Annotated in this window: 27 protein-coding genes and 1 pseudogene; 21 read left to right on the top strand and 7 right to left on the bottom strand. The window is 38.5% G+C overall.

Annotated elements, in window-relative coordinates; translation table 11 throughout:
* The first annotated feature begins 18 nt into the window (after nt 1–18).
* Nucleotides 19–570 (top strand): YusW family protein, encoded by a 552-nt coding sequence (locus CSV75_RS13660; RefSeq protein ID WP_099676267.1) that lies wholly within the window; start codon nt 19–21, stop codon nt 568–570.
* 82 nt (nt 571–652) lie between these two features.
* Here CSV75_RS13660 and CSV75_RS13655 read toward each other — a convergent pair whose 3' ends face one another.
* Nucleotides 653–997, bottom strand: coding sequence for a DUF3899 domain-containing protein (locus CSV75_RS13655; protein WP_099676266.1), 345 nt, complete (start codon nt 995–997; stop codon nt 653–655).
* A gap of 191 nt (nt 998–1,188) precedes the next feature.
* On the opposite strand from CSV75_RS13655, the gene CSV75_RS13650 reads away from it, so the two are divergent.
* From CSV75_RS13650 to ytvA, 6 genes are all read left to right on the top strand, one after another.
* Nucleotides 1,189–2,919, top strand: a complete 1,731-nt coding sequence (locus CSV75_RS13650) for a peptide ABC transporter substrate-binding protein (protein ID WP_099676265.1) — start codon at nt 1,189–1,191, stop codon at nt 2,917–2,919.
* Nucleotides 2,920–3,090: 171 nt separating this feature from the next.
* Nucleotides 3,091–4,023 carry an oligopeptide ABC transporter permease gene (opp3b, locus tag CSV75_RS13645; protein WP_099636523.1) on the top strand — a complete coding sequence of 311 codons (933 nt, stop codon included), beginning with the start codon at nt 3,091–3,093 and terminating at the stop codon, nt 4,021–4,023.
* Nucleotides 4,023–5,048 (top strand): oligopeptide ABC transporter permease, encoded by a 1,026-nt coding sequence (gene opp3C, locus CSV75_RS13640; protein WP_099676264.1) that lies wholly within the window; start codon nt 4,023–4,025, stop codon nt 5,046–5,048. Before opp3b ends, opp3C begins: the two co-directional genes overlap by 1 nt.
* 15 nt (nt 5,049–5,063) lie before the next feature.
* Nucleotides 5,064–6,128 (top strand): ABC transporter ATP-binding protein, encoded by a 1,065-nt coding sequence (locus tag CSV75_RS13635; RefSeq protein ID WP_099676263.1) that lies wholly within the window; start codon nt 5,064–5,066, stop codon nt 6,126–6,128.
* Nucleotides 6,128–7,060, top strand: coding sequence for an ABC transporter ATP-binding protein (locus CSV75_RS13630; RefSeq protein ID WP_099676262.1), 933 nt, complete (start codon nt 6,128–6,130; stop codon nt 7,058–7,060). The genes CSV75_RS13635 and CSV75_RS13630 overlap by 1 nt, the downstream gene beginning before the upstream one ends.
* Nucleotides 7,061–7,202: 142 nt before the next feature.
* On the top strand, nt 7,203–7,985 hold the full coding sequence (gene ytvA / locus CSV75_RS13625; protein ID WP_099673248.1) for a YtvA family blue-light photoreceptor: 783 nt from the start codon (nt 7,203–7,205) through the stop codon (nt 7,983–7,985).
* Between the two features lie 45 nt (nt 7,986–8,030).
* Here ytvA and CSV75_RS13620 read toward each other — a convergent pair whose 3' ends face one another.
* Nucleotides 8,031–8,519 (bottom strand): DinB family protein, encoded by a 489-nt coding sequence (locus CSV75_RS13620; protein ID WP_099676261.1) that lies wholly within the window; start codon nt 8,517–8,519, stop codon nt 8,031–8,033.
* Nucleotides 8,520–8,597: 78 nt separating this feature from the next.
* Here CSV75_RS13620 and CSV75_RS13615 point away from each other — a divergent pair, with 78 nt between their 5' ends.
* The 6 genes from CSV75_RS13615 to CSV75_RS13590 all read left to right on the top strand — a co-directional run bounded on the left by CSV75_RS13615 (nt 8,598) and on the right by CSV75_RS13590 (nt 13,089).
* Nucleotides 8,598–9,236 (top strand): pentapeptide repeat-containing protein, encoded by a 639-nt coding sequence (locus tag CSV75_RS13615; RefSeq protein ID WP_099676260.1) that lies wholly within the window; start codon nt 8,598–8,600, stop codon nt 9,234–9,236.
* Between the two features lie 165 nt (nt 9,237–9,401).
* Nucleotides 9,402–9,956 (top strand): GNAT family N-acetyltransferase, encoded by a 555-nt coding sequence (locus CSV75_RS13610; RefSeq protein WP_099676259.1) that lies wholly within the window; start codon nt 9,402–9,404, stop codon nt 9,954–9,956.
* A gap of 91 nt (nt 9,957–10,047) precedes the next feature.
* The gene (msrA, locus tag CSV75_RS13605; protein ID WP_099676258.1) at nt 10,048–10,713 is read left to right on the top strand and encodes a peptide-methionine (S)-S-oxide reductase MsrA; all 666 of its coding nucleotides are present in this window, start codon (nt 10,048–10,050) and stop codon (nt 10,711–10,713) included.
* Between the two features lie 96 nt (nt 10,714–10,809).
* Nucleotides 10,810–11,982, top strand: a complete 1,173-nt coding sequence (locus CSV75_RS13600) for an MFS transporter (RefSeq protein WP_099676257.1) — start codon at nt 10,810–10,812, stop codon at nt 11,980–11,982.
* Between the two features lie 11 nt (nt 11,983–11,993).
* The gene (locus CSV75_RS13595) at nt 11,994–12,584 is read left to right on the top strand and encodes a histidine phosphatase family protein (protein WP_099676256.1); all 591 of its coding nucleotides are present in this window, start codon (nt 11,994–11,996) and stop codon (nt 12,582–12,584) included.
* Nucleotides 12,568–13,089, top strand: coding sequence for a YcxB family protein (locus CSV75_RS13590; RefSeq protein ID WP_099676255.1), 522 nt, complete (start codon nt 12,568–12,570; stop codon nt 13,087–13,089). Before CSV75_RS13595 ends, CSV75_RS13590 begins: the two co-directional genes overlap by 17 nt.
* Nucleotides 13,090–13,123: 34 nt before the next feature.
* Here the strand turns inward: CSV75_RS13590 and CSV75_RS13585 are convergent, their stop codons facing one another.
* Nucleotides 13,124–14,746 carry an ABC1 kinase family protein gene (locus CSV75_RS13585; RefSeq protein ID WP_099676254.1) on the bottom strand — a complete coding sequence of 541 codons (1,623 nt, stop codon included), beginning with the start codon at nt 14,744–14,746 and terminating at the stop codon, nt 13,124–13,126.
* Between the two features lie 29 nt (nt 14,747–14,775).
* Nucleotides 14,776–14,967, bottom strand: coding sequence for a hypothetical protein (locus CSV75_RS13580; protein WP_099676253.1), 192 nt, complete (start codon nt 14,965–14,967; stop codon nt 14,776–14,778).
* A gap of 127 nt (nt 14,968–15,094) precedes the next feature.
* Here CSV75_RS13580 and CSV75_RS16350 point away from each other — a divergent pair, with 127 nt between their 5' ends.
* Nucleotides 15,095–15,244, top strand: a complete 150-nt coding sequence (locus CSV75_RS16350; protein WP_158231669.1) for a hypothetical protein — start codon at nt 15,095–15,097, stop codon at nt 15,242–15,244.
* 49 nt (nt 15,245–15,293) lie between these two features.
* Here CSV75_RS16350 and CSV75_RS13575 read toward each other — a convergent pair.
* Nucleotides 15,294–15,562, bottom strand: a pseudogene (locus CSV75_RS13575) (AAA family ATPase); the annotation flags it as partial.
* Between the two features lie 190 nt (nt 15,563–15,752).
* Between CSV75_RS13575 and CSV75_RS13570 the strand changes: the two are divergent.
* The 3 genes from CSV75_RS13570 (at nt 15,753) to CSV75_RS16760 (ending at nt 18,272) form a co-directional block, all read left to right on the top strand.
* Nucleotides 15,753–16,574, top strand: a complete 822-nt coding sequence (locus tag CSV75_RS13570; protein ID WP_233191677.1) for a Cof-type HAD-IIB family hydrolase — start codon at nt 15,753–15,755, stop codon at nt 16,572–16,574.
* A gap of 141 nt (nt 16,575–16,715) precedes the next feature.
* Complete coding sequence (locus CSV75_RS13565) at nt 16,716–17,252, top strand: acyl-CoA thioesterase (protein ID WP_099631905.1); 537 nt, start codon at nt 16,716–16,718, stop codon at nt 17,250–17,252.
* A gap of 237 nt (nt 17,253–17,489) precedes the next feature.
* A complete protein-coding gene (locus CSV75_RS16760) occupies nt 17,490–18,272 on the top strand; it encodes an ASCH domain-containing protein (RefSeq protein ID WP_369825387.1) in 783 nt (260 codons plus the stop codon).
* A 112-nt stretch (nt 18,273–18,384) separates the two neighbouring features.
* Here CSV75_RS16760 and CSV75_RS13555 read toward each other — a convergent pair whose 3' ends face one another.
* Nucleotides 18,385–19,095, bottom strand: coding sequence for a YczE/YyaS/YitT family protein (locus CSV75_RS13555; protein WP_099676251.1), 711 nt, complete (start codon nt 19,093–19,095; stop codon nt 18,385–18,387).
* 121 nt (nt 19,096–19,216) lie between these two features.
* Between CSV75_RS13555 and CSV75_RS13550 the strand changes: the two genes are divergently transcribed.
* The gene (locus tag CSV75_RS13550) at nt 19,217–20,122 is read left to right on the top strand and encodes a LysR family transcriptional regulator (protein WP_099676250.1); all 906 of its coding nucleotides are present in this window, start codon (nt 19,217–19,219) and stop codon (nt 20,120–20,122) included.
* Nucleotides 20,123–20,360: 238 nt separating this feature from the next.
* Here the strand turns inward: CSV75_RS13550 and tatA are convergent, their stop codons facing one another.
* The gene (tatA, locus tag CSV75_RS13545) at nt 20,361–20,573 is read right to left on the bottom strand and encodes a twin-arginine translocase TatA/TatE family subunit (RefSeq protein ID WP_099631908.1); all 213 of its coding nucleotides are present in this window, start codon (nt 20,571–20,573) and stop codon (nt 20,361–20,363) included.
* A gap of 178 nt (nt 20,574–20,751) precedes the next feature.
* Between tatA and CSV75_RS13540 the strand changes: the two genes are divergently transcribed.
* From CSV75_RS13540 to CSV75_RS13530, 3 genes are read left to right on the top strand one after another with little or no spacing between them, the layout of a single operon-like run.
* Complete coding sequence (locus tag CSV75_RS13540; protein WP_233191676.1) at nt 20,752–22,125, top strand: spore germination protein; 1,374 nt, start codon at nt 20,752–20,754, stop codon at nt 22,123–22,125.
* Nucleotides 22,122–23,219, top strand: a complete 1,098-nt coding sequence (locus CSV75_RS13535) for a GerAB/ArcD/ProY family transporter (RefSeq protein WP_099676249.1) — start codon at nt 22,122–22,124, stop codon at nt 23,217–23,219. Before CSV75_RS13540 ends, CSV75_RS13535 begins: the two co-directional genes overlap by 4 nt.
* Nucleotides 23,216–24,340 (top strand): Ger(x)C family spore germination protein, encoded by a 1,125-nt coding sequence (locus tag CSV75_RS13530; RefSeq protein WP_099676248.1) that lies wholly within the window; start codon nt 23,216–23,218, stop codon nt 24,338–24,340. Before CSV75_RS13535 ends, CSV75_RS13530 begins: the two co-directional genes overlap by 4 nt.
* Nucleotides 24,341–24,487 lie beyond the last annotated feature (147 nt).

Genomic DNA, 24,487 nt, shown 5'->3' with positions numbered 1-24,487 from the left:
TTTTAGGAGGAATAGTATATGAATCGTCTGTTACTAACTGGAATATCTGTCATGGCACTCAGCCTCGCGGCATGCGGGACTGATACAAAGAATGATACTGTGGAAAAAAACTCAGGCACAACGCCCCCTGTGGAACAACCTTTGGAGCCTGCAACTGAAGATGCTAACAAAAACACCGTCGACGAAGGTAACACAGACGCTGTACAACAATCAGATTCTGCGACGGATAATATGAAAGCAGATATGGATAAACTTTCATTTGAAGAAATCAAGATAGAGGTTTCGTACAGTGGAGATAAAGAATACGAAGCAGAAATTGAACAAGACAAAAACGAACCAATTGAAGCGAAAGTGAAAGATGAGGTAAATGACGTATACCTAAAAAATCAAGAAGCATTTGATGATTTATACCCTAAGGTTAAACAACTCGATTTGACAAAAGATAGCACAAACCAGGAAGCGATTGATCAAGTGCTGAAAGTCTTTGGCTTGGATGCAAATTACGAGAAGATTGAAGTGGAAATTAAATTTAATGATGGAAGTAAATTAGACGTAGAAGAACGTAAATAACTACGAAAAGAGCCTTTCCTTAAGGAAGGGCTCTTTTAATGTGGAAAATAATAGACCTAAGGTGTTCTGTCAGGATTAAAAATTATAAATAGTATACCAGAAGCGCAACAATCATCAAAAGGAAAGTTGGGATACCAGCGGTGAAAAACCATGCCGGACTCATTGATATCGTCTCAGATGGGGCCCGCATCGAATCTAGCGCTTCCCTCTGGCCTTTTAAAGCAAAGACCTTTCGTGTACTCTTCATGAAAAAGTCAAAAGAGCCTGTACGGATAATGAATACCACTGCACCGATAAATAGCAGAAACCCACTGACGAAAAAGGAGACATTAATATAGCCGAGTAGCGAAATTTCATCGTATACTGAATAAACGGAAATAACAATTACTAATTGAGATAGTAGAAATACAATAATATTACGTTTCATATGGAATCCTTCTTTTCATTTATAGAGTGAGTAACTACTTTCTATCATACTAGATATATATTAAAATGTGTAGAATCTTCCATAATGGTTCAAAATTACGACAATAGTGTTGTTAGCGTTTACATCTATACATTTTTCTTGTATAATGAAAAAGTTAGGACTACAAAAACATCAAAGGGGAGGTCAACAATTTGAAGAGAAGTAAGTGGCTTATATTAATGGCACTAACATTAGTCTTAAGTATGTTCTTAGCTGCATGTGGCGGTTCGAAAAACGAAGAGAAGCCAGCAGCAGACGGAGACGACAAGGACAAAGATGCAGCAACTGAAGAAAAAAAGCATGCCAAAGACGAAGACGGAGAGCCAGATGCAGAACAGGTTCTTTACTTGGCAGAACGGGCAGCTATCCCATCTGTTGACTCATCCATCGTAGAAGATCAAGTAGGCTTCAACGTTTTAAACAATATCAACGAAGGTTTATATCGATTAAACCAAGAAAATATTGCAGAACCTGCAATGGCTGCTGAGGAAGCGGAAGTAAGTGAAGATGGATTGACGTATACATTCAAACTTCGCGATGCTATGTGGGCTGATGAAACACCTGTTACAGCAAATGATTTCGTGTATGCTTGGCAGCGTGCAATTGATCCCGCAACCGGTTCACCTTATGGACCATTCATGATGTCTGGCGTAGTGAAAAATGCGACAGCTATTTCTGAAGAAAAAATGGAAGTATCTGAGCTTGGAGTTAAAGCTATAGACGAAAAGACATTTGAAGTAACACTGGAACGTCCAGTACCTTATTTCTTGTCACTTATGTCATTCGGAACTTTCTATCCACTTAAAGAAGAGTTTGTAGCTTCTAAAGCGGATGCATTTGCAACAAACTCTGATAACCTTCTTTCAAACGGACCATTCGTTTTAACTAAATGGGATGGAACGGGAGATAGCTGGACTTATGTTAAGAACGAACACTACTGGGATGCAGAAAATGTTAAGCTAAATGAAATTCATGTAAACGTAGTAAAAGACCCTGCAACCGCAGTAAAACTTTATCAGAATGGAAAATTGGATCGAGCAGAAATGTCTGGTGATCTAGCTCAGCAATATCGCGATGATGAAGAAGCAGTGGTTCAACCAGAAACATCTGTATTCTATTTCAAATTTAATCAAGAGCGCGATGGTAAAGAAACACCACTTGCTAATGAGAACATCCGTAAAGCTATTGCTAAAGCTTTCGAAAAGGAAGATATGACAGATGTAGTACTAGCTAACGGTTCATTACCAGCAAACTTCTTAGTACCAACAAATTTTGCATTTGATGAAAATGAAAAAGATTTCCGTGAGTTAAGCGGCGACCACTTGGAGTACAATGTGGAAGAAGCACAAGATCATTGGAAAAAAGGCCTTGAAGAACTGGGCGTTGAATCTCTTGATCTTGAAATTCTAGGTGGAGATACAGAAGCTTCCAAGAAAATGGATGAATACTTCAAGTCTCAACTAGAAAGTAACCTTGAAGGACTAAAAATTTCATTGAAAGAAGTACCATTCTCTGTACGTCTGGATTTGGACGGTAACCAAGACTATGATATTCAAGTATCAGGTTGGGGACCAGACTTCCAAGATCCAATTTCATTCTTGGATCTATTTGTAACAGATGGAACAAACAACTTAATGTCTTACTCTAATCCTGAGTACGATAAGTTGATTGAAGACTCCAAAGGCGATTTGGCGCTTAAACCACAAGAACGTTATGAAGCATTCGCAAAAGCTGAGAAAATTCTACTTGATGAAGATGCTGCAATTGCACCAATTTATCAGCGTGGTTTGATTTTCTTGCATAAGCCTTACTTCAAAGGCTTAGTGGATCACCCATTTGGTGCAGATTATAGCTATAAGTGGGCGTACATTTCAGGTAAATAATTGTAGTGTAGTAAAGATTTAAGTTTAATAGGGGAGAGTATATGGGGGTAGATATCCATATACTCTCTTTTTAGTAACAACGAATAATTTCAATATTTAATTTACTGTCGAAAAATGTCAAGTGGTTACTTGCATAATAAGTAAGAAACTCTTTTGGAGGTGTAACATACCGTGGTTAAGTATATTGGAAAACGTATAGTATATATGTTCATAACGTTGTTTTTAATTGCAACGGCCTCTTTTTTCCTTATGCAGACATTGCCAGGTTCACCGATTGCTTCTTACAACAAATTGAATGATACACAGAAAGCAATTGTTGAAAAGAAGTATGGAATCGATAAGCCTAAGCCTGTGCAGTATGCAATCTATATGAAAAACTTGGCGAAAGGTGATTTGGGTACGTCTTTTGTATTTAAAGGAAAGAGTGTCAACGATTTATTGGCTACAAGATTGAAACCTTCTTTAATCTTGGGAGCGCAAGCGATGGTCTTCGGGACTATTGTTGGAATTCTGCTAGGTATGCTTGCTGCATTGAAGCATAATACATTCTGGGATTACGGAAGCACCTTTTTTGCGATACTAGGTATTTCCATTCCGTCCTTTGTATTTGCATCGTTGCTACAATATTGGATTGCTTCAGAGTGGCATCTATTACCAGTCGGATTGTGGAATGACGGTTGGAAATCTAGTGTCCTGCCATCGCTTGCACTCGCTATGGGGCCACTTGCCCTATCCGCGCGCTTCATACGGACTGAGATGATTGAGGTATTGAATTCAGATTATATTATGTTGGCTAAAGCAAAAGGTGCCAATGGTTTCGAAATTGCTTTCAAACACGCATTCCGAAACGCATTAATTCCTTTGATTACAGTTCTTGGACCACTAGCAGCTGGTTTGGTGACGGGTTCACTTGTTGTAGAACAAATTTTCGCTATTCCAGGAATAGGTGAACAGTTCGTATCGTCTATCATGACGAATGACCACGCCACGATCATGGGTACGACATTATTGTTCTCGGCTTTCCTTATTGCAGTTATTTTTATTGTGGATATTTTATACGGGGTTATCGACCCACGTATTCGTGTGTCTGGAGGTAAGGGATAATGCGCAATGAAAACGAACAAGAAAGATTAACACCAGAAGATTTTGAGCGATTGACAATCGACGCGCATCATTCCGAACGAATTGAGAAACCGAGTTTAAGTTTCTGGCAGGATGCGTGGTTAGGCCTCCGCAAGAATAAAGCTGCTATTGTCAGTATGATTATTCTTTTAGTAGTTATAATTATGGCGCTCATCGGCCCCCATTTAAATGGACATGCGGGAGATGCGCAAAACTTACGCCATGCAAACTTACCGCCTAAAATTCCGGGTATTGAAGCAACAGGATTTTTTGATGGGGATGGTAAGCTAGCAGGGAAGACTGTCAATCTATACGAAATGAAAAAAGTCGATGAATATTATTGGTTCGGTACAGATGGACTTGGTCGAGACTTGTTTACGAGACTATGGGAAGGTACTCGTGTTTCACTATTCATCGCATTCGTAGCCGCGGCTATTGATATGGTTATAGGTGTTGCATACGGAGGGATTTCTGGATACTTCGGTGGACGTACAGATGATATCATGCAACGCATTGTCGAGATCTTGATTGGAATTCCTACATTAATTGTCGTTATTTTGATGATTATGATTATGGACCCTGGAATAACCGCCATCATTGTCGCGATCACCATAACGGGTTGGATAGGAATGTCACGTATTGTCCGTGCTCAGACATTGAAATATAAATCACAGGAATTCGTATTGGCATCACGTACGCTAGGCGCCAAAGATGGAAAAATCATTACGAAACACTTACTGCCGAACATGCTAGGGATCATCATCATCAATACGATGTTCACGATTCCAAATGCGATTTTCTTTGAAGCATTCTTGAGCTTTATTGGAATCGGACTCCAGCCACCAGCTGCTTCATTAGGTACATTGATCAACGACGGATACAAAGTGATGGAGAATCAGCCATACGTATTATTGTTCCCGGCCATTGTCATTAGTGTTCTTATGATTGCATTTAACCTGATAGGTGACGGACTGCGTGATGCACTAGATCCTAAAATGAAAGATTAAGAGGAGGAGAGCAAGTTGACAAACATATTAGAAGTAAAAGATCTCGAGCTTTCCTTCCATACATTTGCAGGTGAAGTGAAAGCAATTCGTGGGGTAAATTTTGATTTGCAAAAAGGAGAGACGCTCGCTATTGTAGGGGAGTCGGGATCCGGTAAATCTGTAACGACGAAATCTATCATGAGACTTCTTCCTGAATCAAGTGCTGAATATAAGAATGGAGAAATTCTATTTGAGGGAAAAGATTTGACGAAAATTCCTGAAAAAGATATGCGAAAAATTCGGGGAAAAGATATATCGATGATTTTCCAGGATCCAATGACTTCATTAAATCCAACTATGACCATTGGAAGACAAATCATGGAGCCGATCATAAAACACCAGAAGCTCAATAAATCAGCAGCGCGTAAAAAGACAATTGAACTATTGAATTTGGTCGGTATACCGAATGCGGAAAATCGGTACAAGATGTACCCTCACCAATTTTCTGGTGGACAGCGTCAGCGAATCGTTATTGCGATTGCGCTTGCATGTAATCCGAAAGTATTGATTGCAGATGAGCCGACAACAGCGCTAGATGTCACGATTCAAGCGCAGATTCTCGAATTGATGAAAGACATCCAAAAGAAGACCGATACTTCTATCATATTTATCACGCATGACCTTGGCGTAGTAGCAAACGTTGCTGATCGGGTAGCTGTTATGTATGGTGGACGAATCGTAGAAATTGGTACAGTAGATGAAATCTTCTATAATCCCCAACATCCTTATACATGGGGCTTACTAAGTTCAATGCCGTCTATGGATTTAGAAGATCAAAAGCTGTATGCGATTCCCGGCACACCTCCAGATTTATTAAATCCTCCAAAAGGTGATGCATTTGCATTGCGCAGTGAATATGCAATGAAGATCGACATGGAGCGTCAACCTCCCTTCTTCAAAGTGAGCGATACACATTACGCAGCGACATGGTTATTGCATTCTCAGGCACCACAGGTTGAACCGCCTGCCCTTATTATTGAGCGTATGAAAACATTTAAAGGTAGCCGGTACTATGTTGATCAGACGGGAGGTACTGTGTGATGTCAGACAATTTAATTGAAGTACGTAACCTTAAACAATATTTTAATGCAGGGAAATCTACTGAAGTCCGTGCGATAGATGATATTAGTTTCACTATAAAACGTGGAGAAACATTTGGTTTAGTAGGGGAGTCAGGTTGCGGTAAATCCACAACAGGGCGTACAATGATCCGATTATATGATGCGACAGCGGGTCAAGTTCTCTATAATGGTGTAGATGTACACGCACCAAAAAGTAAAAAGGAAAATCACGAACTGAATAGAAAGATGCAAATGATTTTCCAAGATCCATATGCTTCTTTGAATCCACGGATGAAAGTTTTGGATATTATTGCAGAAGGACTAGATATACATGGTCTAGTAAATGGTAAAAAGGATAGAAAGCAACGGGTCATTGATTTGCTTGAGATTGTTGGCTTAAATCGTGAACATGCTGAGCGTTATCCGCATGAGTTCTCAGGTGGTCAGCGTCAGCGTATCGGAATTGCACGTGCATTAGCTGTGGATCCTGAATTCATCATTGCGGATGAACCGATATCTGCACTAGACGTTTCAATCCAAGCGCAAGTCGTCAACTTGTTAAAAGAATTACAGGTAGAAAAAGGGCTGACATATTTATTTATTGCTCATGATCTATCGATGGTTAAATACATTTCCGATCGTATTGGCGTGATGTACTTCGGCAAACTGGTGGAGATGGCTCCAGCGGATGAATTATATCGAAATCCAATGCATGCTTACACAAAATCTTTGCTGTCAGCGATTCCACTACCGGACCCAATTTATGAACGTTCCCGTGTGCGCCACCCGTATAACCCGAAGGATCATCAATATGGACCTGACGATAAAGTGGAATTTCGTGAAGTGGCACCTGAACATTTTGTATTATGTTCAGAGAAAGAACTTGCTGAGATGCAAGCTACACATGTATAAAACAACATCCCTCTGATTTGCAAGTATCAGAGGGATGTTTCTTTTTATCATAGTAAAGCCAACGATGATTCAGATGATTTGTATGTTTTATGAAGTAATATGCTACTATTAAAATAATAAATGTCATATGAATTGATAGGATGTGTTTAAAATAAAGAAATTAACGGCGGCGGTTCAAAGTCAATTGATGGAAGCGATCATTAATGGAAGTAGAGTTGGAGCTTTGGTAACGGATGATTCGAAAGATGATAATCCAATAATTTTTGCTAACAAAACATTCGAAACGATGACAGGGTATACTCAAGAAGAAGTACTTGGGCGTAATTGTAGATTTCTTCAAGGTAAGGATACAGATCCTAGTACAGTCTCGAAAATTAGAAAAGCGGTTTCAGAAAGAACACCTCTTACAATCGTATTGAAAAACTATAAAAAAGACGGTACGTTATTTTGGAATCGACTCAGTCTTCGTCCAACCGTTATTGATGGGGTACCATATTGTATTGGTACACAGACAGACGTTTCTGTACAATACAGGCAAATTGAAGAGCTACATACAAAGGATCATGAAATAGAACAACTCATGTTACCCATCATGAGAATTTACGATAATCTAGCGGCTGTTTCATTAATTGGTGAAATGACTGAAGAACGTTTTAATTTATTAATTACGAAGCTTAGTGACTACGTTCACTTAAATGAAGTAGATCATGTAATGATTGATATAACGGGTTTATATTGGCAACAAGGAACTTCGATTGATCGGTTGCTAGAAATCCAACAAGTATTAAAGCTTATGGGATGTCAGCTTTATATTACAGGCATCTCGCCAGATCTTGCACAAAAATTAGCGTCAGCTAAAGATCCACAGCAAATACTAAAAACCTTTTCAAGTATTCAGCAAGCCATTTACTATATTCAGCGATAGTAAAAAGACCTCTACCATTACGAAATGTTATGGTAGAGGTCTTTATCAGATACCGAGTTGTTCTTTTACTTCTTGAATTTGTTCAACATGGCGTAGTTCGTGATAACCGACAAATGGAATCCACTGCGTAAGACTCATTTCACCAAAAACAGGATGAGGATAAGACTTCACTGCTAATTGATCTTCTGTTGCATTTTTGACTATATCATGTAAAGCCGAATGAGTAGCAGAGAGCTTGCTCTTCAAGTCATGGAGAGTAGAAAAGTCTGGAGTTGGTGTCAGGAAATCAGGCGCATCTACTTTTTTAGAACGATCCACAGTCAGTTGAATCGGCTTCTTTGTCGTGATGTTTTGATCACCGTTAGAAAGCTTAGTCTGAATAGTTTTAGCAACGCTACCTTCCATTAAGTACAGATGTTGTACAATTTGTTTAATAGACCATTTGTTTTCAGCTGGTTTTCGATTAATCACTTCATCGGACAGGTCTTCTATTTGCGCTAAAAGCTCTTTACGTGCTTGATCATTAATTTCCATAATAGTCACCCCTTCTAATCATGGTACCACTCGTAACACGATAAATCTTTTATAAAAGCTTGAGGAGCAGATCTACTTATGAAAATAAATCAACCTAAAATACCCGAGCATTTAACGTCGGGACAGTTACAAGACCTACTTCACGAAGAGGATCCATTCTTGCAAAACACAAGTATTGTCGATTCGCGAATAGATGGGCAAACAATAGAACGTGCGCAATTAACAAGTATGCTTATTAGGAATTCCAGCTTTCAAGGAGCTGTTTTACCAGAGCTATTCGCTACAGATGTTCGATTTGAAAACTGTGATTTCTCTAGTGCGGACTTGACGGGTATTAGTATTCACCGTGTGAGTTTTCATAATTGCAAAATGCTTGGTGTTAACTTTGCAAATGCTCGATTCACGGATGTGATATTGGAGGAGTGTATATGCAATCTTTCTGCATTTGTCCATACAAGATGGGAAAGAGTCTGGTTCGATACCTGCCAAGTGAAAGAAGTGGACTTTTTTGATTGTAAACTAAAAAAGACATACTTTATGGAGTGTAATCTGGATGCTGCAAGCTTTGATGAGACACCTCTAAAAGGAGTGGAGATCAACACTTCAGAATTCGAGAGCATGACAGTATCTATAAGAGATTTAGATGGTTGTGTCGTGTCCTCTATGCAGGCGATTCAATTTGCTGCCATGTTAGGATTAGATATTCGTGATGAATAAAGCGACGTAATTAGGTATTAAAAATACTCATGAAAAATAAGATATCATATACTAACCCTCTTCTAATTATGCTAAAAAGCTCCGGTGGTTTTTTCCGACAGCTGTAAAGCCAGGGTATAGTGAATGTTCACGGAATAAATTGACGGCTATTAAAGGAGCTATGCTATGTTTGTACATCAAGTGACAGAGGATATTTCATTGAAACTGGTAGGACAGAAAGATGCAGAAGCATTATTCGCTCTTGTAGATGGATCAAGGGAGTACTTACGTGAGTGGTTGCCGTGGGTTGATTCCATGACGGATGTGGATCAGTATGGTCCAATCATAAATGCGTGGTTACGACAATTCGCTGAAGAAGATGGATTCCAGGCAGGGATATTGTATAAAGGAGCTCTGGCAGGTTTTGGTGGATTCCATTCAGTTAACTATACAAATAGGCAAACGAGTATTGGTTATTGGCTAGCTCAAGATTATCAAAGAAAAGGTATAATGACGGCGGTGGTGTCTGCGCTGGTAGATTATGCATTTGAAGAATATGACCTACACCGTGTAGAAATTCGATGTGCTACGGAGAATAAAAGAAGTCGGGCAGTTCCTGAGCGATTAGGATTTAAGAAAGAGGGAGTCATTCGTGACGGCGAGTTTTTATATGACCATTATCATGATTTAATCGTATACGGTATGCTAGAAGATGAGTGGGGAAAGTGTAAAAAAACATAATACGTTTCATACAGAGTCCTTCTCAAAATGGACTCTGTTTTTTATGAAATAATAACGAGTATAGTACAATGAACATAAAGGGGGGATCGCCATGATAACCACTACTGAAATAGATGAAGAGCTAACGAAGAACAGAGTGTTGAAGACCGCGACATTTGGAATGGGATGTTTTTGGGGACCTGAAGCGCGCTTTGGCAGCTTGCCAGGTGTCATTAGAACACGTGTAGGATACACAGGCGGAACTACGCCAGCGCCAACATACCAGACGATGGAAGATCATACTGAAACGATAGAAATTGATTATGACCCGACGAGTATTTCTTACGAGGAAATACTTCTACATTTTTGGCGTAATCATTATCCAAACCGTGATCAATACAAAGGGCAACAATATGTTTCATCATTGCGCTATCACAACCTGCAACAAAAACAGATAATCGGTTTAGTCAAGAGGGAAATGGAGATAAAGCTTGGAGAACCAATTGAAACGGAAATCACCCCATTAGGCCATTTTACATTAGCTGAGAACCGCCATCAGAAATATTATTTGAAGCGTTATCCGAATGTATTGGAGCAGTTACATTCATTATATCCTTCTGCAGAGTCGCTGATCCATTCTACATTTGCGGCAAGATTGAATGGATTCGTTAAAGGTTTTGGAACACGTGATCAAATTGTGACTGAAATGGAAAGCTGGCCATTACATGAAAATGCACGACAACAACTCGTTCAGCAGTTCTTGAAAATAAAGTGGTGAAATCACTAAAATTCCGAATCTTTTCTTCTTGTAACTTTATTCTGTGGTTGCTATGATATTCCAATATCAACTTAGAATGAGCGTAGGAGAGAGTAGATGAAAAAGGAAACCATCACGTTAGGTCTGCTACTGACCAATTTACTAATAGCATTTTTGGGAATTGGATTAGTTATACCAGTTATGCCAAGTTTAATGAATGAATTACATATATCGGGTACAGTGGTTGGCTATATGTTCGCGACTTTTGCGATGGCTCAACTGCTTGTTTCACCTTTTTCAGGAAGATGGGTAGATACAGTTGGTCGAAAAAAAATGATTGTCGTTGGGTTAATCATTTTTAGTTCTTCCGAATTCTTGTTCGGGATTGGACAGACCTTGCCGGTATTATTTGCATCCAGGATTCTAGGCGGGATTAGTGCGGCTTTCATTATGCCAGCTGTTACTGCCTTTATTGCAGATATTACAACAATGGAAACTCGTTCAAAGGCATTAGGCTTTATGTCCGCTGCCATATCTACGGGATTTATATTAGGTCCAGGGATTGGCGGATTTCTGGCGATATATGGTACTCGGGTTCCTTTCTTCTTTGCGGGGGGACTCGCTCTGTTTGCAGCGATCTTTTCCTTTATTGCATTGCGTGAACCGGAACGTTATCGAGAATCGGTAGCGGAGGACGCAACTAAACCGGGATTAAAGCGGATCTTTGCGCGTCATTATTTCATTGTCTTTATTATTATATTGATTTTATCTTTTGGTTTAGCTTCATTTGAATCGATTTTCAGCTTGTTCGTTGATCATAAGTTTGGATTCACACCCAAAGACATTGCGATCATCATTACAGGAGGCGGGTTAGTCGGAGCAGTTGCACAAGTCGTATTATTCGACAAGCTTGCGAGAACGATAGGGGAGAAACGTCTAATCTTATTCTGTTTAGTTTTTTCGTCCATTTTAGTTTTTCTGACAACGTTCGTTCAAAGTTATTTTTCCGTACTGGCCGTTACAATGATTATCTTTGTAGGGTTTGATTTGATACGACCAGCAGCAACCTCTTATTTGTCAAAAATTGCGGGAAATGAACAGGGATTTGTCGGTGGTATGAACTCGATGTTTACGAGTATTGGAAATGTATTTGGTCCAATCATCGGTGGAGCATTATTTGATGTCGATGTAGATTTTCCGTTCTATTTTGGAGCATTTATATTATTACTTGGTGTTGTGTTGAATTATATCTGGATCAAAAGAACGCCATCTTTCAGACCTACTATTTAGGGGGGATTGATTTGACCATTATTGGTTTTGTACGGCATGGTGTGACTGCTTGGAATATAGAAGGGCGTGCACAAGGAAGTTCAAATATACCGTTGGATGAAGAAGGCATAGAGACTGCAAAAAAGTTGGCATTGCGCTTGGCAAGTGAGGAATGGGACGTCATTTTTACTAGCCCTATGACACGCGCTAGACAGACAGCAGATTTACTTGCTAGGCAGTCGGGAGTTGAAGTCGTGGAAGATGATCGACTGCGTGAGCGTAGTGGCGGGTTGATTGAAGGAACGACGGAATCAGAGCGACAGCAGAAGTGGGGACCACAGTGGAGGGAATTAGATTTACAGTTTGAAACGGCGGAAAGTGTTGTAGCGCGAGGTCTTGAATTTGTGAATGAACAGATCGAGAAGAATCGACATCAACGACTGATCGTTGTGAGTCATGGGAGTTTTATCAAACGGATCATTGTGGCTTTAATGGAAGATGAAACATATACAGTCAAGATCGATAATACTTCATTGACTATAATAAATATAGAAGAGAAAAGTTGCTTGCTGTTAAATGATACAGCACACCTTGCGGGAGGAATAAATGGAAATCCAGTATGATTTAACGGAACAAGATGTGGTAGCTTTTAATTTGTATCATGTAAAAACGTCTAAAGTCGGTAAAAATTCATTGCAATGGCAGCGGTATATATCGCCGCTAATATTTTTACTGTTTGCATATTTTTTATCTGTTTTTACAGATATGGCGAAAGGTCCGTTATTTGCTACATTTGGAGTAACGGCTATTCTGTGGGTGATCTTTTATCCTAAGTATTTTTACTTTCATATTACACGGCAAGTGAGCAAGATGCTTAGAGGCGGTAAGAATGAAGGGCTTGTTGGAGAACACTCTATGAAGATGAATAAAACAGGTATAACAGATCAGACAGCTGTTGGTGAAACAAACGTACAATGGGCTGGCGTGAAACAACTGATAGAAGACACGGATTATTTCTACATATATACGAGTACGGTAAGCGCATATATCATTCCAAAGCGGGATGTATATTCGGTCGAAGGGCTAAAGAGTTATATCCAACAACGGATGATCACGGAAATAAGGTAAATAAAAAAATCAGAGGCTACTGAGCCCCTGATTTTTATTTTCCTAAGTGACGATATTTCCAAAATGAAATGAGTAGTATTACACTAGATCCAATCGCCAGTTCGCTATGGAAATTTATCAAGCTATAAGTAAGTGTAGCAAAAGATCCAACCGCGATGAATCCGGCGAATAGACGATTTTGCATCTTCACTTGAAATTCACGCTGGTCTATATCTCGTTGTATGAGGTAGGTATGGATCAATGCAGGTTGCTCCAAAAAAGAGGTGATTTTTCGAGGAAAGCTACCAACCTGTCCAACACCGTTTAATACTGAGCGTTGAAATTCTTTTCTATTCGTAAATGGGTTCTTATCTTTACTCTTTTTCTTTGCCCACACAACTAAACGGGGGCGTGTAATAGCGAGTAGATCTATTTCAGGATCTAGTATATAAAGTACACCGACAAATACTGAGACTGCACGACCTAAAAAAGCAAATTCAGCAGGCATTTGAACAGGCTGAGTTCGGACAATGACTTGCAAATCTTGTAGAATATTCTCTACAACCATACTATTCATATCATATAAATCATTAGATTCGTACGCTTTAACAACTTTTTCGATTGCGTCAGCCAATACTTTACGATCCGCGTTTGGCAACAGAAAATTCATAGTTTCAAGTCCGTCGATGACCCGATTGTATTGTTTCAAAATTATTCCTTCCGTAATAATGAACATTGCGTCCGCATCTTCTTTTGTAATATTTACTACCATACCAAAATCGATCAATACGAGCGTACCGTCTGGCCGTATAAGAATATTGCCGCCATGAGGATCCGCGTGGAACTGACCACCTTCAAGGACTTGTTCTAAAAATAAACGAAAGAGCCGGTTAGATAGATCTTTGCGATCAATATGATGCTTTTCGAGAAATGCCAGATCGGTTATTTTAGAACCTTCAATCCATTCCATTACAAGCACTTTGCGAGTCGAATATTCATCATAGTAGACGGGAAATTTTACCCCTGTCATATTAGGAAAGCGTTCAGCAAAACCTCGTCCGTTTCTTATTTCCTCCAAAAAATTCAATTCCGCTCCGATTACATCTGTCATTTCTTTATACAGTACATTCAAATCAATCTGTTTGCTTAATGAAGACCACTTCTTCGCAAGCCAAATTACAATTCGTACTGCATTAAAATCTGCACGCAAAATTCGTTCGATATTGGGACGCTGAATTTTTATAGCAACTTCTGCCCCATTATGTAATACTGCTTTGTATACTTCGCCGATAGATGCGGATGCGACAGGCTTCGACGTAATATCCCTAAGATACTCGCTATGCGGTTTTTCCCATTCATCATCTAGTAATTGTAATGCCATTTCGGAAGGGACCGGTGTTACTTGATCAGTCAGACCTTCTAATTCTTCAATGAATGATGCGGGCATGATATCTGCACGTGTTGAGAGGAATTGCCCTAGTTTGACGAGTAATCCACCTAATTCAAGAGCCGTCTTTTTATAGACTTTTGCTTGATTCGTAACAAGTGTATTCCATTTTTCGGTGACAGTCGGTGTGAAATTACCCCGGTGACGTTTCTGGAATAATAGGACTTGAATAAAAAAAATGACCGCCATCCAGACGATGCGTATAATACGATAACTAGCAGAACGCTTCATAGGTAGCACTTCTTTCTGCAAAAAGATATTTACTTTTTAGTGGGTTTCATCTCTTTCAAGCCGATTCTCATAGCGGCTACAGCACACGTAACATTTAATATAATTGCGATCGCTAAAAACAGCCACTTTAATTTTTCAGGTAAATCGAGAAAGACCGCTAAAAATAAAAATGTGAAGCCGATGACAAGCATGGACAAATAGATAGCCAATTTCTTAGACACAAGTAGTCCACCTTTCCTAAATTCTATCCTTATTGTATCATGAAAAAACAGGTAATTAAAAACGTGTGTTTTTATTTCATGAATCTGGGGAATAATAAAGTTACTTAATCAGACAGGAGTGTGGAAAATGACGAAGAGTTATGCAGATACACCTAAAGATGATAAGGATAAGAGTTCAGCGAAATTAGCTAACGATGCAGCAAAAAAAGCTGAAGAACAAGTAGAAGAAATAAAGAAGGAAGCGAGAGAACAAGTAAAAAAAGAAAATAAGGAATGACAAAAAGCGATTATTTCCTCGGAAATAATCGTTTTTTCTTCCAATTCATTTATTTTGGCAAATAATGTAACATACGCTCCTTATCATCAAAAAACTGCTTCATTATTTGGTAGTGACTTGTTTCTTCCAACGGTGTTTCTTGCACACCTTCATCTGTGAATTCGAGGATTTTTGCACCAGGAAAGGATAGTAGAATTGGGGAATGTGTTGCAATTATAAACTGTGAGTCTTCACTAACTAAATCGTGAATCCTGCTCAACATAGACAGTTGACGCATTGGTGATAAAGCTGCTTCGGGCCATCCAGTAAGTAAATGCCCATAACCTCCATCTAGTACTTCTAAATAAATATACTGTAGAAAAAGAATAACCGGCTATTATGAAAATATCAAATGCATTTTTTTAGTTTTAGCACATGTATATTAAAATTTCGAGCAACTTCAAGGCATATGTGATCAGTAATTGATAAACTACGAGATAGACAACAAGAAATGAAAGGGGTTTACAAAGTGAATCAAGATAAAAAAATAGTGTTTTTTGATTTAGATGGAACATTAATGAACCACGACAAAACAATTTTAGAATCGACGAAACAATCTCTTAAGGCACTACGCGACAAAGGCATATACACTGTAATTTGTACTGGTAGAGCTCCACTTATGTTCAAATGGTTGCTAGAAGAACTTTCATTTGATTCCTATGTTTCCATGAACGGGCAGCATGTGGTACTGGAAGGGGAAGTAATTTACTCGAATCCTATGAAGCCAGAAGTTATACAACAACTTACCGAACTTGCGCATAAACAAGGACATGGATTGACATACTCCACGTTTGAATCGTTCGTGTCGAACGTCGAAGAACATCCTCTTGTTCAGGAAGGAACTGCACGTTTAAAAATACCGTACCCACCTGTAGATCCTAACGTATATTCTCATTCTGTTGTGAATCAAGTGCAAATTTACTCTACTCCAAAGGAAACTGAAAAGTATATGGAGTTATTCAAGGATTATTCCTTTATTAGGTGGGATAAAAACTCCGTAGATATGTTGCCTGAAGGAGCTTCTAAGGCCATCGGTATACAAAAAATGCTTGAACATATGGATATCCCTATTGAAAACAGTTATGCATTTGGAGATGGTGCCAATGACATGCAAATGATCGAGACAGTAGGTATTGGGGTAGCAATGGAAAATGCTATACCCGAATTAAAAGAAGTAGCAGATCACGTGACCGCATCTTGTTCAGAAGATGGTATTATGAAAGGCTTGATCAGTTTAGGGTTGCTAGAGGAAAAAGATATTCCGTTGCTGCATGAAAGTATGAAGAGGTAATTCAAAAAGTGTGAAAAAACATTCTTGACAGTTCTGTGAACGAAGAGTATATTAAGATGATATACAAAAAAAGAATTGTTTAACTTTTCAAATTACTTATAGAGTAATTTGGTTCACATCTTGGAGGAGGCCATATTTACAATGAAACTAGAAAAGCAGTGTCGGGAATCAAGGGTCGTACGAACGAGCAGAGTATTTCCAAACGATGTAAACAACCATAATACATTGTTTGGCGGACGTTTAATGAGCGATATTGATCAAATTGCATCGATTTCAGCAGCTCGACACAGCAGAGCAGACTGTGTGACGGCATCTATGGATTCCGTAGACTTTCTGTATCCAATCCGTCCTTCCGATTCAGTCTGCTTTGAGTCATATGTGACTTGGACTGGAAAATCTTCCATGGAGATTTTCGTGAAAGTGATTGCGGAAGATTTGGCAACTGGTAATTGTAAAATTGCAGCCACCTCATTGTTAACATTTGTTGCATTGGATGAGAATAAAAAGCCGTTGACTGTTCCGCGTGTCATTCCAGAAACCGAAGAAGAAAAATATTTACATGAAACTGCACCACAGCGCGCAGAGATCCGTAGAATGCGTAAACAGCAAAGCAAAGACTTAGCTTCAGTTTTAACGAATAACTATCCATGGCATGATCCTGTACAAGTGAATGCATAAAAATACTCAGTCAACCCGGTTTGACTGAGTATTTTTTAAAATCATGTATAACATGTAACTTAGTGTTCCATACTACTAATAGATAGGACGTTCTCTAATTACTTTTCTTGGAGGATACCTATCTTTTTATTGTTCAAAAATATATTCATCTATATAAAACGTCTTGCCATAACAAACAATAGTTAATTACAGCTATAATGAGAAGTATCATAGTAGAGTTAGGGGTTGGATCAGTTTATGGTTAAAATGATTACTGCAGAGGAATTATTCAGGAAGATACAAACTGAACAAGCACTTGTACTAGTAGATGTACGTGCTGAGGATAAATATAATCAATTCCATATCGAAGCTAACACGGTGGAGGATATAAACGTGCCGAAAACGGAAATCTTTATGTTAGATGATGAAGTGGAGAATGTGCTCCCACAGTTGCCGAAGAATAGAGAAATGATTATTACGTGTACAACAGGAAATTCTGCAACTAAATGTGCTAACATCCTTTCTAGTAGAGATTACGATGTTACGGTATTGGAAGGCGGAATTACCGCGTGGAAAGAATATATTAGTAAAGAGTCAATTGAGCGGGTATGGGAAAAATTCAAAAGAACACATCCCGATGCGCCTGAACAGTACGTAGCTTGGTCATTTGGTAATTCAAAACAAATGGCGGATGAACTTGCTTCATTGGTAGTAGAGGGAACTAAAACGGCGACTTCTTCTAACTACACGCTCTATGAATTAGAAAATGAACCGTTACCAATGGTAGGTCTTCACAATATTATTCTGGATGGCAATGGAATAGCGGTCGCAGTCGTAGAAAATATAGCAGTAAAAGTAGTGCCTTTCAATGAAGTGACGGAAGAACATGCGAGTTTGGAGGGTGAAGGGGATCGTTCATTGCGTTATTGGCAAGAAGTTCATGAAAAGTTTTTCACGAATGAATTAAAAGAAGTTAATCAAGATTTCCATCATGAAATTCCAGTAGTTTGTGAAACGTTTAAATTGGTGTATAAGAACTAAATCTGTCATGGAGAATGATTGGGCTAACAGTAAGTATAGATAATAGCATTCAATGATAGGAAAAGGAGATGTTAAAGCCGTATTCATTACGACTTTTAACATCTCCTCTTGTTTATGGAAATTGTTGTTGAATAGGTTCAACTCCTTCTTTTTCTTCTATCGTTACATCCTCTTTACTTTTATACACCCAGCTCTGAAGTAATGGCTGGAATCGCGGCATCATCTTGCCAAGGATTTTCCCGATAAAGTATGCGGCTAGAATGGTTCCAATCCCAATGGCTCCTAGCGATTGAAGAAATACTAAGCAAATGATACCCGCAAGTGCGACGTTTAGTAAATCACTGGATATTTTCGCTTTGCTAAATTTCATATTAAAACGTTCACTTACAACATAGGTTAGTGCATCATAAGGCATTAAAGGCAATCCTGCTGAAAAATAGGCTAACAATCCAGCAGATATAATATATAAACTTATGAAAAGGAATAGATATTTACCTACTAATGTGTCAGGTGTAGGAAGTATCTGCACAATGGCTAATGTAACATCCATGAACAGACCAAATAGAATTACAATAATTAACTGAACAACAAATTCACGTAATCCGATACGTTTTTTATTCAATAGAATCTGCGCGAAAATGAATAAGATGTTTGCAAGTATTGTCGTGATCCCGATTGTCAAACCCGACGTAAGGGAGATCGCGTAAGCTAGTGATGAAACAGGAGAAACTCCAAGGTTAGCCTGGATAGAGAAACTAACGCCCAGAGATAATAAAAATAAACCTATTACATATAGGGTAAGTCGTTTGGAAATATTATTCATCTGGATGAAAACCTCTGCTTTCGATATGTGATTCAACTAATTTTATCACGTAAAGGGAGATATAAATAATATATAATAATGAAAGACGACATATTAAATAGTTTATAACGGAGTGGGAATCATGGATATTAAACAGTTGCATTATTTTAAGGAGATTGTAGACCAAGAAAGTATTTCGAAAGCAGCGCTCATACTACACATTGCTCAACCGCCACTCAGTCAACAATTAAAAAGGCTGGAGACTGAGCTTGGCACAACATTGATTCACCGCTATCGACAAAAATGGGAGCTGACAGAAACAGGGCACATCCTGTACCAATATGCAAAAAGGTTATTGCGTAGCATGGAAGATGTTAAGAAAGAAATTGAGGAAATTGAAAGTGGCAGTGCAGGCACATTACGTATTGGAGTTTCGTCTGCCTGCTTGAATTTGCTTGTCGACTACATCAGTATATATCGTAAACAGTTTCCGGATATCAAAATCAGCATTGAAAAAGGAAGTTCCGAGGAATTGTTAAAGAAGCTGGATCATAAAGAAATTGAAGTGGCTTTGTTATTACGACTAGAAAATAGTGCACATTGTGATGTATTGGAGTTAAAACAACAGGAATACGTGGTGGTAAGTCCGCGGAGCTGGGGAAATGTTTTTTCATCCGAGCACGTTACATTTCAAGATCTCGCCAAGCATCCTTTTATTATGCTTGCTGCCATGGAAGGACACTCTTACTATGAAAAGATCCTAAAAGCTTTTGAAGAAGCGCATACTACTCCTAATATTGTAATGGAAAGCAAAGATCTGACAACTGTTATCGCAATGGTTAGTAAAGGTTTAGGATTTTCTATTATTCCACGTGTAGCATATGCGGTGCCAATGGACCAATTGAAGATTTATGAATTAAAGCAATTTGATTTTCGTGTTGAACCAGTCATGATTAAGACAAAGAATGAACAAGTTTCCAAAGCAACATCCCAATTTTGGGCGTTAGTAGATTCTGTACATATCAACATTCGCCATGACTCTCGATAACCCGTATGGCTTGATGGCAACTCTAATTGAAGATGTTGGAGGTACAGTGAGATGCTTAATGAAACTTTTACTAATACAAACTCTTCCAGTATTAAGCAAGCACGTACCGAAATGAAGTGAATAGGATAAATCAGCAAATACTGTCTTTCATGCTGTATCTGATTTTAACTTAATCTGCATAGAATCATACATGAAAAAGCCAATCACATTAGTGGTTGGCTTTTTCACGTATAGAATATTACTTCACTTGATCTTTAGCATCAACTTGTTGCACTTCTATCTTCTTAGGCTCATCATCGTCATCCATGATGTCTTTTGCCGATTTTTTGAATTCAGATAATGTTTTTCCTACTGCCGAACCAATTTCAGGTAGTTTTCGGGGGCCAAACAAAATTAATATAATTACTAAAATAATGATTAAGCCAGGTACTCCAATTGCTGCTAAGTTCATAGGGAATCCTCCTTTCATAGCTTCAAAAAATGTAGTCCTCTGTATACCATAACCCATTTGGCATCTAATAAAACACTATTTGAAAATTTAATTGTGGAGGAGTATTCCTCCTCTCTTATGATTAAACTTCCATTCATTGGACAAACTAACAACTAACTTGTTCGATGAGAAAGAAGTGATGAGTATGGATGAAACAACCAGTCATACAGAACCACCTGCATACTTTACACGTTTGGCTAAACGATTGGAACCCACTTCGGATATAGTGAAAAAAACCTTGAAAAGTAAAGATCGAATCGTGCATTTGCTATATTTGAAAAGTGTAGTGGATATTATGCAACTACAAGAAATTGTAGTAAAACCTTTCTATGAGATGTCAGCAGATCAGAACTTTGCGGAGTATATTTTTTCATTACCTTATGAAACCAAGATGCCAACTGGAGATGAAGAGGTTCTTATAGAAATTACGAAGGGTAATGTTTTTGTCATGATTGACAAGCAAATAACGTTACTGGAGTTAAAAGTGGTAGCTGCCAATGCAGTGCAAGAAGCCATTATGGAACCTACAATTCACGGTCCTCAACTCGGACTTAGTGAGAGTATAGAGACGAATATTAATCTAATGCGGCAACGTTATCACAAGCCGTCCTTGATAATTGAACCAATCCAATTGGAAGATGTATCAAATCGCGATATTGCATTAATTTACGATGGAGAAAAAGTAAATCTTCAACTGCTAAAGGAAATAAGAGCTCGCATTCTCACGTTGGATGTAGAGCTGGTTCAAGCAAGTGGAGACTTACAATATTACTTAAACAATAAAAAATACAGCTTGTTTCCAACGAGCCTTCTGACTGAGCGACCGGATCGGATTCTTCATAATGTGGCGGGTGGAAAAGTCATTATCTTAGTAGATGGAAGCCCTCACGCAATTATTGCTCCTACAACATTCTTTGATTTTATGCTATCGATGGAAGATGCATATTATTCCTTTTGGGTAGTAACGCTTATACGATTTCTTCGATATGCGGGATTGTTTACATGTATTATGCTGCCAGCTATATATGTTGGCGTCACATCGTATACACCGGAAGTCCTCAGATCTGAACTTGCGCTAACAGTGGCAGCGAGCAGGATTGGTGTTCCGTACCCATCATTTATTGAAGTGTTTTTCATGTTGATATTTATCGAACTACTGACAGAAGCTAGTATGCGGTTGCCCAATAGCATTAGCGCTACGGCTACAACAGTTGGAGGATTAATTCTTGGAACCGCGGCAGTAGAAGCTGCATTGACTTCGAACATCATGGTCATCGTCGTCTCACTTGTAGCGATTTCCACATTTGTTATCCCAATCAGTGAAATGAATTATGCTGTTCGAGTCTGCCGTTTTTTACTATTGGTATATACGACGTTGTTTGGTATTGCAGGTATGATGCTTGGAATGCTTGGACTGTTGTTGTATTTGGTAAACAAAGACAGTTTCGGAGAGCCGTATTTACGAATGTTTTGGAAGAATAGAAGAGAAGAATTAGAGGCGGATGATTCATGAGCAGGTTTGTCTATTTTTTACTCATATCCAACATGATTGCCAATCTTATTGCTTCCAGTCCGAGAATCTTATTCGGGAAAAGTGAAGAAGGTGCGATTGTCACGATGATCATCGCACTGTTTTTTGGGGTATTTATCAACTGGGTATTAATCACTTTCTTTAAAGCATTTCCAGGGAAGAGTTTACCACACATTTTATCGCTATATTTATCGAAGTGGATAGCAATTCCTACATTATTTATCCTGGGAATTGTTTGGTATGTTTCAGGTATGCAGACACTGATTACATATATAGATATTCTTTTACGATTTATAACACCTGAAATGTCTGTTTATTTAATAATTGCGATGTTCATACCGGTGATTACTTTTGGAGTAATCATGCAAAGTCGAAATATATTATTTACACTTGAATTGGTGTTTGTTTTGTCGTTTCCTGTTGCTGCATATTACGTAGTCAAACTCTATTTTTCTGAACAGGTCAGTTGGGATCATGTGGCGATTGCGATGACTTTTATCGATAACCCACCGGATTATACAGTGTTTTCTACGATGACGTATTTATTCGTTGGGGCTTTTGATATCATAATTTTCAACTCGCTCCTAAAGAAAAAAATGACTTTCGGTATTAAACAAGCACTAATGATATTTATTTTGGGAGCATTTGCGATTTTCACTACTTACTTTATACCAATTGGCGTTTTAGGATTTGATCAAGTGGAAAGTATCCTGTACCCATGGATTCTGACTAGTGACTCTATTCGAATGAAGTTCGGGGTAATTGAGCGCGTAATATTTATCTTTTTGCTACTATTGTTAGCGATTGCCTTTTTAAATATTACAATTCATTGGCATGTCGCTTGTAAATTATTTCAGAGTGCGTTTGGTATAGAAAAATTGAAAATAAAGTTGCGTGAAAAAATCAGCCTTGGAATAGTGGTTGTAGTATTCTGGTCCATTGCAATCTATACAACATTAAAAGTAACCGAATACGATCTATTTCTCTATAGTAAGTATTACTTTAATTCGATACCCATTATATTAATTGGTCTGATGGTTCTTATGCTTGTAGTGAATAGGAGGGCGAAGGCTTGAAATTCCTCTCATTAGGTAAATGGTTTCTGGTGGTTTTATGCATCAGTGGTATGTTAATACAATATGGCTGTGCTTTTAAAGATATAGATAAACGCCTTTTTGTGTCTGCGATTGGGATTGATCCTGCGGAAAATGTAGAAAATGGATATAAAGTAACAGTGAAGGTGGCTTTGCCCTTTGGCGCTATTAAAGATTCCGCTAAGCCGAGTTTTGCGTACCTTTCACGTGAAGGACATTCAATAGGCGAAGCGATTCGTATGCTGGAGACACATATAGACAAGGTGTTAGAACTTGGTCATATGAAAACAATTATTGTTCATGAAAAACTTCTGAGAAATGATATGCAAACTTTTATGGATTATTTTATTCGACGCGGTGATATCCAATTAATCTCATATGTTGCAGGGGCCAGACCTTCTGCCGAAACTATTCTAAAAGTCGAGCCCAAAACTGAAGCGCCAGCATCAGTTGCTTTAATCAACTTTTTTGGAGCAACAGCGAATGATAGTCCGTATGTCGTGACGACTTTTTTGTTTCAATTGCGAAGAGATATACTCGCAGATGGTATTAATCCTGTTCTACCATTAATTGAGACGAATGAAAAAGGTGATGAATTAATAGTAAATCATTCTGTAGTAGTTGATGGGAGAGAAGATCCCACTGTTTTGTCAACTATTGAAACGAAATACTTCAATTCATTATTGAAAAATTCAACAGGACTTACCTATCTAGTCAAAAAAGGAAGCCTCGAGTTATTATTGAACATTAGCCAAAGTGAAATGACCTATCAATTTGTACCGAGGGAAGGAAGCGGAGTGCCACGTGCGATAGATATGCATATTGTGATGAAAGGAATTATAGGTGAATCCAATAAAGATTTATCTATTGCCAAGTTGGATGAGTATAATCGATTGGCCTCAAAAGAAGTGAAACAAAAAATCCTGCACTTTCTAATTAAAATGCAAGAGGAGAATCTAGACCCATTTGGCTTTGGTTTACATTTCCGTACTACACGGTTGTATACAGAAGATCTATTTACTGCGTGGCAAAAAGCATACCCCGATATAGAATTTAAAGTTACTGTGGAAGTCAAACTACAAGGAACAGGAACAATAGAATAATTAGTAGAACAACGTCATCACAGTATGGGATGACGTTGTTCTACTAGGTTTTATGAAGGTCTTTTTACCTTCTATGATTACGTCTCTCTTGGTTTTCTAGGTTAGCGGGTTGCCGGCGTTTCTGATCGAAGGTAAACTCCTCACCAA

Source organism: Sporosarcina sp. P18a (assembly GCF_002743135.1).
In the GTDB taxonomy this organism is placed as follows: domain Bacteria; phylum Bacillota; class Bacilli; order Bacillales_A; family Planococcaceae; genus Sporosarcina.
This window is presented reverse-complemented; position numbering and strand designations above follow the sequence as displayed.